The following is a 14,086-nucleotide window of genomic DNA, read 5'->3' on the forward strand; positions in this document are numbered from 1 at the left end:
AAAAGGACGCAACGTTCGTAAAGTTGCGTCCTTTTACTTCCCAGCTAATGAACTATTTGATTAGTGTCAAATATTAAAGATTAGCCCCCGTTTCTGTAAGACTTGAAATCGAAATAAAATGAAGCAGATCTTTCACTAATGCCACTCTAAGCTCAATTATCTTCCTTCCAACCTATTTTCTTAAAAACTCCACACCATCGTAGCTTAAATATTTTGATTTTGGATCTTCTATTTCTTCGACTTCACTTGGTTTTCCGAAGGTATTTATTACCTCGTTCTCATATGAATTTATTGATATAGAATTGATATTTTCACCTGAGAGGTCAATACTCTCTGTGCTTTCATAAAAATCCATCGTTTCCTTCGCTAATGGTTCACATCCTATTAAAATCAAAAATCCATATTTAAAATCACTGCTCGTTAGCACAATAAAAGATAACTGCTACGCAACTATCGCCCCCGTTTATGTAAGACTCGGATTCGAGATATATCTTGCTGTTCTGCTGATTTATACCCCCGGGGATGGTTCTTATACCTCTTGCCGGAAGCTCTGGAACCATCCTCTCGCTTCTAATTCAAGAACCCCTACTCGACACCAATTAGGATGTCCTTGATTCTATTTTTTCAAAAGCCCCCTCGAATAACCATTTAAATAATGTAGTAAAAAGTGAGATCCCTTTTATATCTACAAATGTTAGGTTATTTGAGGAGAAAACTACATGCCATAATGAAAGGCCAACAACCATGAATAGGAAGAATCTGAATTAACTTAGCAATTTAATCACCTCTAAACTTCCCAAAGAAGACTACACATACTCCATTAGTTCATTTTGTTTTCAATTCATCTACGAAAAAAGGGTTTGATTTGTTTCAAACTGTCTAATATCCTGCGACTGACTCTTCCAGATAAATACTCTAAACAAAAAAAGGAGACCTGTTCTTTGTTGAAGAAATGCCCCCGTTAGTTAAGGACTTAGTTCCAAAATAATTTTCAACAGACTGACTGGATGTCATCAAACCCTCTCCCATCTCATCAGTAATTCTCCCTCGGTTGTGCGTTCATCTAATAATTTTTCTTTTATTGCAAAACCATTCTTTAAATAAAAATTAACGGCTTGGCTATTTTTCTCGTACACTTTCAGTTGTATTATATTCTTTTGTTTTTTTATATAATTTAATAATCTTTGTCCGTATCCTTCTCCTTGATGATTAACATGAATAAATAAAGCAGCCAGATAATTATCGACCATTGATATAAATCCTACCACCTCTTTTTCATCACTTATAACATAAGTTTCAGCCATTGGGAGATACTTTTCTCTCATTTCATTTCGCTGCGATTCCCAATAATCGTTCTCAATAAAATCATGTGCTATTATGGATCCTTCGTACCATATATCGACCAATCTATTAAGTTCCGTTTCTTTACTTCTCCTAATGTTCATGTTGTCACCTCTCAAATTAAAATAAATTGAAATATAAGACAGTCTCTTTACGCATTAAACCCCCTTGTGTAACCTAAAAGCGATTCAACAAATTCATACGATTGGATAAGAAGATTGTTTCAAAATATCTCTAGTCTGAGTCTTCCACAATCCTGCCTGTTAGCGAAAAAGCGATTGCTCATATTGAACAATCGCCCTCTTATCTTGAATACTTGAAATCAAGATAACACCAACCATTCTTTAATTGTTTAAAGCGAGTTTACACTAAAGAAGTATTGTATTAATTACAATTTGTGATGACCTAAACTTCTCACAATTTCAAACCAATTTAGTGAGAACATGTAGAAAATGCCCAGATTTGGTTAAGGACTCCACCTATAAGGTGGCGTCCTTATTATTACCACAGTAATTTTTTAAACCATATTAACCCCCTTACTTAAAAATTGCCCCAATTATGGAAGACTTGAAATCAATGTAATTAAGCATTTCCGCCTTTTTGTGATTAAAAAGAAAACAAAAATAAGGTTCCTATCCATTAAATAATTGCAAATTGTAAATGTAAGTCTTCATTCATCTTATTGATATTCATAACCGTTAATCACAATATCATCCTTTTCAAAAGAAGGATGCTCCTTCATGTATATACCTTCAGCTTTTTTTGAGTATGATTTAATGCAATTCACCAATTGTTCTATCGAGTTAATTGCTTCTAAATAACCAAACATTTTAACGACTTAAACGAGCCAGAAACTCATCCAGCTTATCAAGACGAGTCAGGTTTTGATTACAAGCCTCGCCATCACTGCAAATATAATTTCCTTTTTTCTTGTACGTGCCTATTTCTTTTCCCTTTCGTTCCACTAAGAAAAGCCCGGTCTTTTCATGCCGCCCGCAAATCGAGCAAATCCCTTTCTGCGCCGCTTTCTGAAAAGTTCCATACACACCCCACTGTTTTCCTTCCCTTACGGTGACGATAAACTTTTTATGTGTGCCCGGGTCCCACCACGTTAGATATGTGATTTGCTTTGTATTCATAAAGTCCAAATCAGGGACTTTTAGCTTTTTCACTTTAGGAAAAAGCTTTTGAATCTGTTCTTCTGTGGCTTGAAAAGGAATAATGAATGGATGTAGCTCTGTTAATATTTGCTCAACCTCACGCTCATCCTTAACAGCATTCATCCGTTCCACTAGCTGCCTCTCTTCCTTCGCACAATGCTGAAATTGATACAAAATACTGTCCTCAACTATTCCCCGGACCGCTTTGATGACATTAGTATCTGTTGAGCTGATCTGTGCATTCACTAATTTTAGGCCCTGTGACTTTAGAAAATGATATTGATAAGGCTCCAAAAACGGTTCCATATAAATTCCCCCTTTATATTTATTACACATTTAATTTTATGAAAAATTTCCTGCAGATCCTAGGCAGACTTTCATTTAGAATTAAAATTGCCATAAAAAAAGAAGACCCGAGAGCAGGTCTTCCGCTTTATTTCGTATAAACAATCTTCTTTATTGTTTCTACGGATAGATGGTACTTCTCCATAAGTTCATCGATGGAGATCCCCGCTTTAAACTCCGATTTTATCGAAAGATTGCGCTCTTTCATAAAAGCTTTCGCCCCAGAACGACCACCCCATTTTTCATAAGCATCTTTCGGCTTTGGAATGTAGAGAGTCTTTCCCTGGACATATCTCTGGATTTCTTCAATGAGCTCCTGCGGCAGGACCTCGTTAGCTTTTACATAATTCATACAGACAGCCCCTTCTCTTTACTTACATACATAAATGGAAGGTACAAAGTCTGTGGTAAAAGCGATCCTAAGCGACTGATCACCTCATGCAAAGCATCGCCCGTTTAACCAATAGACTTTGCATGAGTTGCTGCAATATAAGGCATCATAGCCATCATCACCCTTTGTTATTATTCTACAACCATTATATCGGCTTGTGAGGCTGTCTGCCAGTTAAGGTTTATTGAAAAATAATGCTTTTTCTTTTATAAATTTAAGTTCACATTTATTGTAATACCATATTACCAATACTTTTATTAATCTCAAAATCACTTCAACACTCCTGCTCGTTAGCAAAAAACGATTGCTCAAATTGAACAATCGCCCCCGTTTCTATAAGACTTGATTTCGAGATAGTTGAAGCATATTTTCAACTAACGCCTTCGTCAGCTTAATAAGTTCCTATGGCTTTACTTCTTCTTTCTAATAATATTGTATCTCGCCACATACCATCCATTTCTCCTATTCGTTCCCGCCGTCCAACTTCTCGAAAGCCGTTCTTATAATGTATTTTGAGACTTGATACATTTTCAGGGAAAATTCCTGATTGTAACGTCCAAAATCCATTATCTTCACTTTTTTCAATTAAGGACTTTAACAGGAAACTTCCTATGCCTTTTCCTTCACTAATTTGACTAACATACACACTTACTTCAGCCACTCCCGCATAAACACATCTATTTGAAACAGGACTTAGTGCAGCCCATCCTAAAATTTCTCCTTTTGAGCGAGCAACTATCCGGCATTCCGGCGTATGACTGTTATCCCACTCTCCCCAAGAAGGAACTTCTTTTTGAAAGGTTGCATTTCCTGTTGCAATTCCTTCACAATAAATTTTTCTAACTTCCTCCCAATCCTCTGGAAGCATATCATCAATAAAGATTTCACTTTCCATTCGCTCTCACGCTCCTATTTCCCTCTCCGGAACAGTATGATTTGTCGCAGCTTAAGAAACCAGTAGAAGCCATTTAAGATCACAAGATGTTCCGACTGTCCTGGGCTGTCTTAAGAATCGCAACCCAAAACTAAGAGCTTATTACCATAAGAAACGCGAAGAAGGCAAACCACATAAGGTGATGATCATTGTGTCTGCAAATAAGCTCATTTATTGGATATATGCCATCTTGAAAAGTAAAAAGGCTTATGTGATTTAGAATAAACCAATAAAATACTTTTATAGAAAATACTTCAAACTAATACTGTTGAAGTTTATTTAGTATGTTCATTTTTATTGTACCATGTCTGGTTAATCTTTTTTGCCCTTACCTATTGACATTCTATTAGCTGGTATTCTGTAAGACTCGATTTCGAGGTATATTTTGCGTTTTTTTTACTTTAGCATGTCACCAATATGATGTATCAACTTTACAGGTCCCCTAATTGCTTTGAATTACAAATTATTTGAGATGATGAGTTCAATTTTTCTCTTCTTTGATGGTTAATCCCAAATTAAAAATACAACTCCATTAATAAAAGTGATAAATCCTAATGTAAGACCAGCCACCTACCCAATTCATTCGAATTTCACCAGCATATTTAAATACAAAATTGAGTAAAGCAAGAAACATTGCTGGTATTATAAATTCCATATAACATCCTCCACCTCATACTACAAAGTATTTCAAAATATTGGATATAACTCAATGATATTTACAAAAAAGAAGCTTATCATTATTAAGGATAAGCCCCCTTATCCGGAAGACTTGAAACCAAGGTATTCTTTGATTCTTCCTTTATTGTTTATTCTTTAATTGTAGCCAACCATCGTAAATAGAAGAATCTTTTATGCCCAATTGATGATCTAGAAACCTTATGCTCTGGGTTTACTTTTTATATTTATATTGAATAATACTTTGCAAAGAAATCTTCTGCTGTTTCTTTCACCCATGCTGTCTAAAGATATTCCAAAGACTGATCTGTGAGTTCCATATACTTACATATTATAATCGTTTTAATAATGGTCTAAAGGGGATACCGTCAACGGAAATTTTGTACCCTAAGGAAATTAAAAAATAATACAGCCGATTTCACCTTCTATCTTTAAGGAATCGGCTGTTTTATTTATCTGTCTTACAATTAACCTCCGGTTATTTGTACCTGTTCTAAGTGAGTCGGAAGAAGAAGAGTAACGAATCGGATCTAATCATGTCCGATCCAAGTGAGTTGGAAGTAATGAGGTAACAAATCAGACCTATCGTTACCTCCAAACGGAAAATAGATGAAAAGAATTACTAATCACATTAAATAATTCCCAGAGGACCATACTCCGTATCCCCTCACTTAAGCTGTTCGTTCAACACACTATCTTCTAAAACAGAAAATTTATCTCCATATACTTTCGTTAAATGTTTTTCACCCCATGCACATAGTGAATCTAGGATACCTTCTAAACTTCGTCCATATTCACTAAGGTCGTATTCTACTTTTGGTGGAACTTGGTTGTGCACGATTCGATTGATGACACCATCCTCTTCAAGCTCGCGCAGCTGTTGAGTAAGCATTTTTTGTGTGATATTTGGCATGAGGCGCTTTAATTCGCTTGTTCGTTTTTTTCCGTGAGTCAGATGGCAAAGGATCACACATTTCCACTTTCCACCTATGACTTCTAATGTCGCTTCCACAGAGATATTGTATTTCTTTTTTTGCATGTTTGTCCTCCTCTTTCTTATAGGCACTAAAAAGTACCTATATTACTTTTAAGTCCCTATATAACAATAAAGTGCGTACTTCTCTTTATGAATGATATATATCATAATAACATTTGTCGGCTGATTCAAACTATACTTTCTTTAAGATTTACTATTCGCTTAAAAGAAAGTTTCTATTTATATAACAGAAGAGAGGAGGAGGCAATATGGATGTAAGTAAAAAGCAAAGCACGTTAGCATTGCTTGCCTTAGCCGTAAGTGCTTTTGCAATCGGAACAACTGAATTTATCAGTGTCGGATTAGTGCCTCTTATTGCAAATGACTTAAGTATTCCGGTGACCACTGCAGGGTTAACGGTTTCTTTATATGCCTTAGGGGTAACATTTGGGGCTCCTGTTTTGACATCTTTGACGTCGAGAATGTCACGTAAGACATTATTACTTTGGATTATGATTGTCTTTATTATTGGCAATACTCTTGCTGCAATCTCTACGACGATTGGGTTATTGCTAGTAGCACGTGTGATCTCAGCATTTTCACATGGGGTCTTCATGTCAATAGGATCGACAATAGCTGCCGATTTAGTTCCGGAAAATCGCAAAGCTAGTGCGATTTCCATAATGTTTACAGGTCTTACAGTAGCAACGATAACTGGTGTTCCATTTGGAACCTTTATTGGGCAGCAGCTAGGTTGGAGAACAGCCTTTATTACCATTGTTATTATTGGTGTCATTGCCTTAATTGCAAATAGCATTCTTGTTCCATCTAATTTACGAAAAGGAATAAAAACAACTTTTCGTGACCAGCTTAAGCTTGTGACAAATGGTCGGTTATTTCTTGTATTTATTATTACAGCCTTAGGTTATGGCGGGACATTTGTCGTGTTTACCTTCTTATCACCATTGCTTCAAGATATCACTGGGTTTAAAGAAGGAACTGTGGCTGTCATTTTATTAGCTTATGGAATTGCCATTGCGATTGGAAATATGATTGGTGGAAAGCTATCGAATCAAAATCCAATTCGCGCATTGTTTTATATGTTTATTGTACAAGCAGTCGTCTTATTTATTTTGATGTTTACAGCACCATTTAAAATTGCTGGATTAATAACGATTCTTTTGATGGGTCTGTTAGCATTTATGAATGTGCCGGGATTACAAGTATATGTTGTGATGCTGGCTGAGCGCTTTGTTCCTAGTGCGGTTGACGTGGCATCGGCAATAAATATTGCAGCTTTTAACGCCGGGATTGCGATTGGATCCTATTTTGGCGGTCTTATTACAGACTCGATAGGACTTATCCATACGTCCTGGATTGGGTCACTTATGGTTTTAGGGGCTGCAATCTTAACTGGATTTAGTAGAGCTTTGGAAAAAAGATCAAGTAAGTAAAACATAAAATTTTGGAGGTTTTAAAGATGATGGTAAAAAATTTACAAGATACAACAACTTTGCATAATGGTGTGAAAATGCCTTGGCTTGGAATTGGAGTTTTTAAAGTCGAAGAAGGTCCTGAATTAGTAAACGCAGTAAAAGCAGCGATTAAACATGGATACCGTAGCGTAGATACCGCAGCAATTTATGAGAATGAAAAAGGTGTTGGCAAAGGGATCCAAGAAGGATTAAAAGAAGCAGAAATTTCAAGAGAAGAGCTATTTGTCACTTCGAAGGTTTGGAACGCAGATTTAGGATATGAATCAACGATTGCTGCTTTTGAAACAAGCTTAAAGAAACTTGGCTTAGAGTATTTAGATTTATATTTGATTCATTGGCCGGTTGAAGGAAAATATAAAGATGCTTGGAGAGCTTTAGAAACTCTTTATAAAGAAGGCCGAATAAAAGCAATTGGTGTAAGTAATTTTCAAATTCACCATTTAGAAGACTTAATGAAGGATGCCGAAATTAAGCCGATGATCAATCAAGTAGAAAACCATCCGAGATTAACTCAAAAAGAACTGCAAGCATTTTGTCAGGACAACGGTATCCAGCTTGAAGCATGGTCACCATTAATGCAAGGTCAGTTGTTAGACAATGAAGTTTTACGCGAAATTGCAGATAAGCATAATAAATCTGTCGCCCAAATTATCTTGCGTTGGGATCTGCAAAACGGGGTTGTTACAATTCCGAAATCAACAAAAGAGCATCGAATTATTGAAAATGCGAATGTGTTTGATTTTGAATTGACAAAAGAGGAAATGCAAATCATTGATGATTTGAATCAGAATTATCGAGTCGGACCAGACCCAGACAATTTTGACTTCTAATAAGACGCAGAAAGATATAGTCGCATTTTTTCGTCTACATCCTTTTGAGTAGAGGGTTACTCCTCTTATTGCTGTGTAAAGTAAGAGGAGTGACCCACACTATTAAACGTAAATATTCATTTCTATATAGGTTAATCGTCTAAAACACGAATCTGGGAGGGACCTGCATGCAACTGTATTTTAAAGGAAAAATGGCACTAGTTACGGGGTCTACATCAGGAATTGGAAAAGCAATCGCCATGTCATTAGTGGCAGAAGGGGCCACTGTGCTTATTAATGGGCGTCGTGAAGAAAAGGTTAATCAAACTATAAAAGAAATTCGAGCAAAATATCCTGACGCTATCCTTCATTCAGTAGTAGCTGATTTAGGAACAGAACAAGGATGCCAAAAGGTTATTGAGGAGTATCCTGAAGTAGACATTCTTATTAACAACCTGGGAATTTTTGAACCTGTTGGATACTTTGATATCCCAGATGAAGATTGGTTTAAGCTGTTTGAGACCAACATCATGAGTGGTGTTCGACTTACTCGCCAGTATCTAAAACAAATGATCCAGAAAAAAGAAGGCAGAGTCATCTTTATCGCTAGCGAAGCTGCGATTATGCCATCCCAAGAAATGGCTCATTATAGTGCGACAAAAACTATGCAGCTCTCGCTCTCCCGCAGTTTAGCTGAGCTGACTAAAGGAACAAATGTTACTGTCAACACTGTTATGCCAGGTTCCACTTTAACAGAAGGAGTAGCAACTATGTTAAATAGTCTTTATCCTAATGAGAAAATGACATTGGAAGAAGCTGAAAAACGATTTATGAAAGAGAATCGACCAACTTCAATTATTCAAAGGCTTATTCGGCCCGAAGAAATTGCACATTTTGTCACTTTCTTAAGTAGTCCTCTTTCCTCAGCCATTAATGGTTCCGCGTTACGAATAGATGGGGGATTAGTACGTAGTGTATTTTAATAAACAAAGAAATTTTAATATAATAATCTGCAAAGGTACGTTCCGACGAAACCATTAGGACCTAACGACCTACTCATTTCAATAAGGGTTCCTGCCGACAAAACCCGGATATTATACGCTAAGCAAATTTCAACCTAAAAAAGTCGAATTCCTTATACTAAGGAATTCGACTTTTAAATTTGGCTTGTTAAGCTAAAGCCCCCGATTGTTTAAGACTCGAATTCAAGATTTAAAGCCATTCTTTAGGGATTTTGAAAACCGTAGATAGCAACAAATGCAATAAAAGACCAAAAGACCGAACTTCCAATATTGAGTATAGTCAGGATAAGTTTGGTTTTGACCTTTAATGCCAAAAATACTAAATAATAAACCAGCTAGGCCGAGCGCTAAAGGTAAGAATATACTGATGTCAATGAAGAATTCATATATTCCTTTGCCCTGCCTAGTCAATTGACCTAAGAATGGAATAATAGAAAGAATGAAAAAGATCCCGCCTAAAGTTGAGAAGGTTTTTTTCATAGAAAATTACATCTCCCTGCACTTACGTAATAAAAGTTCAACTATATTATGAACAGCCCGTTTGTTGAAAATCGATTCCAAGATACTTACAACCTCACTTATGCTTTTGTGGGTTTACAATAACAAAAGATACTATCGAAACAAGTAGCAAAAAGAATGCTAATATCCCATATGCTCCTCCCTCGAAGCCCCTAATTCTCGCGAATCCAATATAAAATAATGTTATCGCTACAAGTAAGGTTAAAATTCCCGGAACATTTCGCACAAATATGGGAAGGTCTTTCTTTCTAAGCCACCAAGTTATTAATAAGACAATTACCCCAGGTACAATAGTTACAAGAAAGGGACCTTGTAACATGTTTAATCACTCCCTTTTCCAGTAATCTCTTCTCAAAATAACATAAAATGGAATTTTATTTTTGGTTTATTCTTAATTCACATCAATATTAATAGGGACGATCACTCTAATTAAGCAATCGCCCCCGTTAGCTTAAGACTTGAAACTGAGATAATTTGTATAATTCTACTAGTAATTAGAGTTATCTATAATCCTTAATTCCATTTTCAAATGCCTTTATATCGTTATTTTCGAATCCATGAAGGGCTTCTTGCAAAGCAAATGTGCTTTTATAAAATATTATTCTTTCGAGAACTTTCGTGCCTTCAGGATATTGATTTAGACATCTTTCGACAAAAGGTTGACCATAACTCGCTAATAATCCTGCAAAGTCATACGCTGGATCGCCAATTTCCGTTTCTCCAAAATCAATAACTCCAGATACTACTTTACGTTTTGAATCCCACAAAATATTAGATGCACCAAAATCCCCGTGGATAAGAACCGTACTAAAATTCAGAAGTTTATCATTAGATAAAAAGCCTTCAAAGTTTTGAGAGACCTCCGACCTTGAGTTTTCATTCATATATGGAAATAGCTTATCTTTAAAATTGACGTACAACTCTACTATGGATTGACGTATATCTTCAACACTCTGTTTCTTTATATCTAAGTTGGCGATAGGTTGAAAATGTAGTTCAGAAAGGAATTCAACTAATTGAGAGGAAAGATCCTGTATTTGCTCTTCATTATTCAGTTCTTTCATCGTTTGAGGCCACAAAGGACTACCTTCAATAAGTTGATAGCCGGTAAACACTTTCCCTACTTCATAAAGATCAAAGGATCTGTACTGAGGATAAGAAATAGGTAAACTGACTTTTCCCTTTATATGATCCAATACTTTCGTTTCTTTTTCTAATTTATTTATACCTTCTATGTATTTAGGGAACCTGAAAACAAGCGTATCATTAACAATTAACACATCATTGTTCTGGCCAATATCATTCACTTCAATTTGATTCAATTCTAAATCAGGATAAAGCTCTCTTATTCTTTCTACATAAATATTCTTCACTCAATAAACCTCCAATCTGTAACGTTTTTTATAAGAGGAGGTCCTAAATGAAAAGGTGAATGAAAGAAACCTATATGCTACAATTGCCCCTGTTTCTCTAAAATTCGATATCAAGATAATTCTCAATTCAGGTTGAGTAAACATGAACTTTCTGATCTCCAAGTACAATTTCCTTATCAAAATCCATCCCTATTTTATTAGCCACCTTTTTTGAAGGCATATTATTAGGTTGAATTAATGAAACTAGCCTATTTTCACCTAGATCAATAAGTCCGTAATTTTTCAAAGCTTTGGCTGCTTCTGTAGCGTAACCTTTTCCCCAATGTTCTCGAGAAACCCAATAACCTATTTCAATTTCTTCGGCTCCGTCAACTGTTTGTGGTACCAGACCTGCATGCCCTATTCGAGTATTATCTTTTTTATTTTCTAGTACCATTAAACCCATATCAGGTCCAACATCATATGTACTATAAATCCACTTTAAAAAGTTAGTGGTGCTTTTGGCGTCTTTTGTATTTCCATCACCTATAAACCTAACCATTTCGGGATCTGATAATAAAGAGAATAAGTAATCGAAATCCTCATCATTGTACTTACGAAACTTTAACCTTTGGGTCTCATATTTCACTTCTCCATGTACTCCCCTTTCAAATCTCAATCATCTAAATGCCTCACTTATCATTCCTGACATTACAGCGAGACACTCTTATATAAGAAATGCCCCCCAATACTTTAAGACTCGATTTCGAAAAAATTTAAATAAACACTCTTGAAGAATAGCCCTCTTTAACTGAATAAATGGGCTACTCTAGTTGGGTTTAAACCATTCTTTGGAATTTTTGATATGGTATCCTTATTTATTCTCCCTTTGTCTTAAAAATAAATAAAGTCCGTAATCTGTCCCTACAGAAACATAACCCATTTGTCTTAACATAGCTGTAATATTCCCACGATGATATGTTCCATGATTTACAATATGAGTCACTAGCTCGGACACATTCGTTTTCATTAATCCACCTAATGGATTCTTAATTTCAATAGGTTTATCTAAATTCCCCTTTTGACTTAGGAACAACTTGTATTTTTCTGATAAATTAAAAAACATTTCTTCCATTTCATCAATTCCTTTTGACTCTGTTTCTCTTTGTTGAGAAGCCAACTCCAATGCATAGTTCATACTTTTTCCAGAAAAAACCTCTATCCACCCAAGATCAGATAGATAAACATGAGCTAATACATTAGATATCGATGAGAACACACTTTGAATTTCTTGACGATAAATATCTTTTGGAAGCTCTTTTAGTCGGTTAAAAATTTGTTTGTTTGCCCATTCATTATAGTTATACAATTGTAATTCAAGCTGTGCCATTCAAAGACCCTCCCCTTCATGTTTAATACAACTCATATCTAATTATGAACCATATCATTTTGATCTCCAATAAATTTCAACAAAACAGCTATCGGATAAATCGCAGTTCCCAATGTCAGTTTCTTTCTCCCCCTATTGGAGGAGTATATAAGGGAATGGTTCTTTCACAACCACTCAATAGATTGATCTCAAAAGTGTCTTCACCAAATCTGGCCCTAATATAAGGAGAAAACCCTTTTGTTGCAGATTTTCCCCCTATAATTGAATAACTGTAAAGCTAATGAAGCTTTTTTAAAAACTTCGTTTCTCTGGCCAAGCTCCTTGCATTTTACTAAGGAACACAATTTGCCCAATATGATATGCGTCGTGCATTGCTAAACTCTTCAGTTCAAGTACTAATGGATAATCTTCTTTTGGAATTTGTCTATACATATCGTCATGGTCTGATTTTGCTAGTATTTTTCCAAGTTCACGGTGAACATAAAAGTATTCTTTTTTTGTTTCCTTCCAATTTTCTAACGTCTCATTTGGTAATTGAAATGTAGATTCATTATTTTCTGCGTCTGGTTCATTCTCTGTTTCGCCAAGAAAGCGCATCAGAAATCTTTTTTCAAAGAAAAGCAAATGACACACTAATTCCCAAATGGAATTCATTGACCCATCAGCTGGTTTCCAAATTGCCTGTTCTAATGTAATATCCTCTAGCACTTTTTCAAGAGGTGGAAACCAGTCTTCTTCATCTAAGCAGCTTGCCCATTGTTGTAACAAAAGTGTTTTTACTTCCATTTTCTATTCCCTCCAATTTAATTACTTTAATAGATAATCCCTTTGGTCACAATTCAATTACGGTGTGTGGTGGATACCTCACTTATAAGGTGTCATGCCAATCCTTAAACTTCCTTCAACAATCAGCCGGAGTTTTTGCATATATAAAATTACTTTTCAAAGTTTCTATCTCCTCAACCTTTACTTCCATAAAAAAGAGCATTTCTCCTTCTTAGAGAAATGCCCCCGTTACTTTAAGACTCAATTTCGAGATATGTCTTGAGAAGTCTTCAACTTGTCCCCCCTTAGTTATACAACTTATCTCAATAAGCCAGTTTCTTGGAAAGATAATACTGTTGATTATTATTATTAGGATGATCTTCTATTACACCTACTATTTCATAACCATATTTCTGATAGAAATTTGGGGCTTGAAAGCTAAATGTATCTAGTTGAATGAGGTTGCATCTATTCTCTCTTGCTATTTCCTCTATATTATCTAATAACTGTTTTCCGTAACCTTTTCCTCTAAGAGATTCATCAACCCATAAGAATTCAATATGTAAGTTATACCAAAAAATCCTTCCAGTAATGCCACCTAAAATTTTCTCCTCTTCATTGCGAAGCATAAAGCTAATGTTCTTGACTGGGTGTTTTACTTCATCTGGTAATTTAGAAAGATTGTGTTCAATTACCTTTTTACGAATATAATTACTGTCTTCTTGATTCCATTGTTGAGTTATTTTCATAATGTTCCTCCATATAAGTTCTTGAATAAAATATTTTAGCACAACGATATTGCCTTTACTTATGTAAGAAAGGGGTAATGCTCTATTGAACAATTGCCCCCGTTTCTTGAAGACTCGATTTCGAGATTTATAAAGGTATTAACTTAATATCGCCTTCTTTAG

15 protein-coding genes are annotated in these 14,086 nt (G+C 35.5%); 3 read left to right on the forward strand and 12 right to left on the reverse strand.

Translation table 11 applies throughout. The annotated features are described in order from the left end of the window. Positions 1-172 precede the first annotated feature (172 nt). The 6 genes from BMZ58_RS20540 to BMZ58_RS20565 form a co-directional block, all read right to left on the reverse strand. Positions 173-427: a hypothetical protein gene (locus tag BMZ58_RS20540; RefSeq protein ID WP_075038395.1), complete on the reverse strand. Its 255-nt coding sequence runs from the start codon at positions 425-427 to the stop codon at positions 173-175. A gap of 586 nt (positions 428-1,013) precedes the next feature. Beyond that, the gene (locus BMZ58_RS20545; RefSeq protein WP_075038396.1) at positions 1,014-1,445 is read right to left on the reverse strand and encodes an N-acetyltransferase; all 432 of its coding nucleotides are present in this window, start codon (positions 1,443-1,445) and stop codon (positions 1,014-1,016) included. Between the two features lie 726 nt (positions 1,446-2,171). After that, on the reverse strand, positions 2,172-2,807 hold the full coding sequence (locus BMZ58_RS20550) for a FusB/FusC family EF-G-binding protein (protein ID WP_075038397.1): 636 nt from the start codon (positions 2,805-2,807) through the stop codon (positions 2,172-2,174). A 127-nt stretch (positions 2,808-2,934) separates the two neighbouring features. Further along, entirely contained in the window at positions 2,935-3,198 is a 264-nt protein-coding gene (locus BMZ58_RS20555) for a CD3324 family protein (RefSeq protein WP_075038398.1), read from the reverse strand. 430 nt (positions 3,199-3,628) lie between these two features. Continuing rightward, on the reverse strand, positions 3,629-4,132 hold the full coding sequence (locus tag BMZ58_RS20560) for a GNAT family N-acetyltransferase (RefSeq protein WP_075038399.1): 504 nt from the start codon (positions 4,130-4,132) through the stop codon (positions 3,629-3,631). Positions 4,133-5,513: 1,381 nt separating this feature from the next. Beyond that, entirely contained in the window at positions 5,514-5,885 is a 372-nt protein-coding gene (locus tag BMZ58_RS20565; RefSeq protein WP_075038400.1) for a winged helix-turn-helix transcriptional regulator, read from the reverse strand. A gap of 206 nt (positions 5,886-6,091) precedes the next feature. On the opposite strand from BMZ58_RS20565, the gene BMZ58_RS20570 reads away from it, so the two are divergent. The 3 genes from BMZ58_RS20570 to BMZ58_RS20580 all read left to right on the forward strand — a co-directional run bounded on the left by BMZ58_RS20570 (position 6,092) and on the right by BMZ58_RS20580 (position 9,110). After that, positions 6,092-7,276: an MFS transporter gene (locus BMZ58_RS20570; protein WP_075038401.1), complete on the forward strand. Its 1,185-nt coding sequence runs from the start codon at positions 6,092-6,094 to the stop codon at positions 7,274-7,276. A gap of 29 nt (positions 7,277-7,305) precedes the next feature. Then, positions 7,306-8,148 carry an aldo/keto reductase gene (locus tag BMZ58_RS20575; RefSeq protein ID WP_075038410.1) on the forward strand — a complete coding sequence of 281 codons (843 nt, stop codon included), beginning with the start codon at positions 7,306-7,308 and terminating at the stop codon, positions 8,146-8,148. A gap of 167 nt (positions 8,149-8,315) precedes the next feature. Further along, positions 8,316-9,110 carry an SDR family NAD(P)-dependent oxidoreductase gene (locus tag BMZ58_RS20580; RefSeq protein WP_075038402.1) on the forward strand — a complete coding sequence of 265 codons (795 nt, stop codon included), beginning with the start codon at positions 8,316-8,318 and terminating at the stop codon, positions 9,108-9,110. 613 nt (positions 9,111-9,723) lie between these two features. Here BMZ58_RS20580 and BMZ58_RS20590 read toward each other — a convergent pair. The 6 genes from BMZ58_RS20590 to BMZ58_RS20615 all read right to left on the reverse strand — a co-directional run bounded on the left by BMZ58_RS20590 (position 9,724) and on the right by BMZ58_RS20615 (position 13,924). Then, positions 9,724-9,987 (reverse strand): YesK family protein, encoded by a 264-nt coding sequence (locus BMZ58_RS20590; protein ID WP_075038404.1) that lies wholly within the window; start codon positions 9,985-9,987, stop codon positions 9,724-9,726. Positions 9,988-10,168: 181 nt separating this feature from the next. Continuing rightward, positions 10,169-11,041 (reverse strand): phosphotransferase family protein, encoded by an 873-nt coding sequence (locus tag BMZ58_RS20595; protein ID WP_075038405.1) that lies wholly within the window; start codon positions 11,039-11,041, stop codon positions 10,169-10,171. Between the two features lie 127 nt (positions 11,042-11,168). Continuing rightward, the gene (locus BMZ58_RS20600) at positions 11,169-11,669 is read right to left on the reverse strand and encodes a GNAT family N-acetyltransferase (RefSeq protein ID WP_075038406.1); all 501 of its coding nucleotides are present in this window, start codon (positions 11,667-11,669) and stop codon (positions 11,169-11,171) included. A 225-nt stretch (positions 11,670-11,894) separates the two neighbouring features. Beyond that, positions 11,895-12,410 (reverse strand): DinB family protein, encoded by a 516-nt coding sequence (locus BMZ58_RS20605; protein WP_075038407.1) that lies wholly within the window; start codon positions 12,408-12,410, stop codon positions 11,895-11,897. A gap of 291 nt (positions 12,411-12,701) precedes the next feature. Next, positions 12,702-13,196 (reverse strand): DinB family protein, encoded by a 495-nt coding sequence (locus BMZ58_RS20610; protein WP_075038408.1) that lies wholly within the window; start codon positions 13,194-13,196, stop codon positions 12,702-12,704. Between the two features lie 302 nt (positions 13,197-13,498). Then, a complete protein-coding gene (locus tag BMZ58_RS20615; protein ID WP_075038409.1) occupies positions 13,499-13,924 on the reverse strand; it encodes a GNAT family N-acetyltransferase in 426 nt (141 codons plus the stop codon). Positions 13,925-14,086: the final 162 nt, after the last annotated feature.

Source organism: Halobacillus dabanensis (assembly GCF_900114165.1).
GTDB classification, from domain to species: domain Bacteria; phylum Bacillota; class Bacilli; order Bacillales; family Halobacillaceae; genus Halobacillus; species Halobacillus dabanensis.

Coding starts and splice junctions, on each gene's coding strand:
- BMZ58_RS20545 (WP_075038396.1), bottom strand. CDS start 1,445: ATGAACATTAGGAGAAGTAAAGAAACGGAACTTAATAGATTGGTCGAT.
- BMZ58_RS20550 (WP_075038397.1), bottom strand. CDS start 2,807: ATGGAACCGTTTTTGGAGCCTTATCAATATCATTTTCTAAAGTCACAG.
- BMZ58_RS20555 (WP_075038398.1), bottom strand. CDS start 3,198: ATGAATTATGTAAAAGCTAACGAGGTCCTGCCGCAGGAGCTCATTGAA.
- BMZ58_RS20560 (WP_075038399.1), bottom strand. CDS start 4,132: ATGGAAAGTGAAATCTTTATTGATGATATGCTTCCAGAGGATTGGGAG.
- BMZ58_RS20565 (WP_075038400.1), bottom strand. CDS start 5,885: ATGCAAAAAAAGAAATACAATATCTCTGTGGAAGCGACATTAGAAGTC.
- BMZ58_RS20570 (WP_075038401.1), top strand. CDS start 6,092: ATGGATGTAAGTAAAAAGCAAAGCACGTTAGCATTGCTTGCCTTAGCC.
- BMZ58_RS20575 (WP_075038410.1), top strand. CDS start 7,306: ATGGTAAAAAATTTACAAGATACAACAACTTTGCATAATGGTGTGAAA.
- BMZ58_RS20580 (WP_075038402.1), top strand. CDS start 8,316: ATGCAACTGTATTTTAAAGGAAAAATGGCACTAGTTACGGGGTCTACA.
- BMZ58_RS20590 (WP_075038404.1), bottom strand. CDS start 9,987: ATGTTACAAGGTCCCTTTCTTGTAACTATTGTACCTGGGGTAATTGTC.
- BMZ58_RS20605 (WP_075038407.1), bottom strand. CDS start 12,410: ATGGCACAGCTTGAATTACAATTGTATAACTATAATGAATGGGCAAAC.
- BMZ58_RS20610 (WP_075038408.1), bottom strand. CDS start 13,196: ATGGAAGTAAAAACACTTTTGTTACAACAATGGGCAAGCTGCTTAGAT.
- BMZ58_RS20615 (WP_075038409.1), bottom strand. CDS start 13,924: ATGAAAATAACTCAACAATGGAATCAAGAAGACAGTAATTATATTCGT.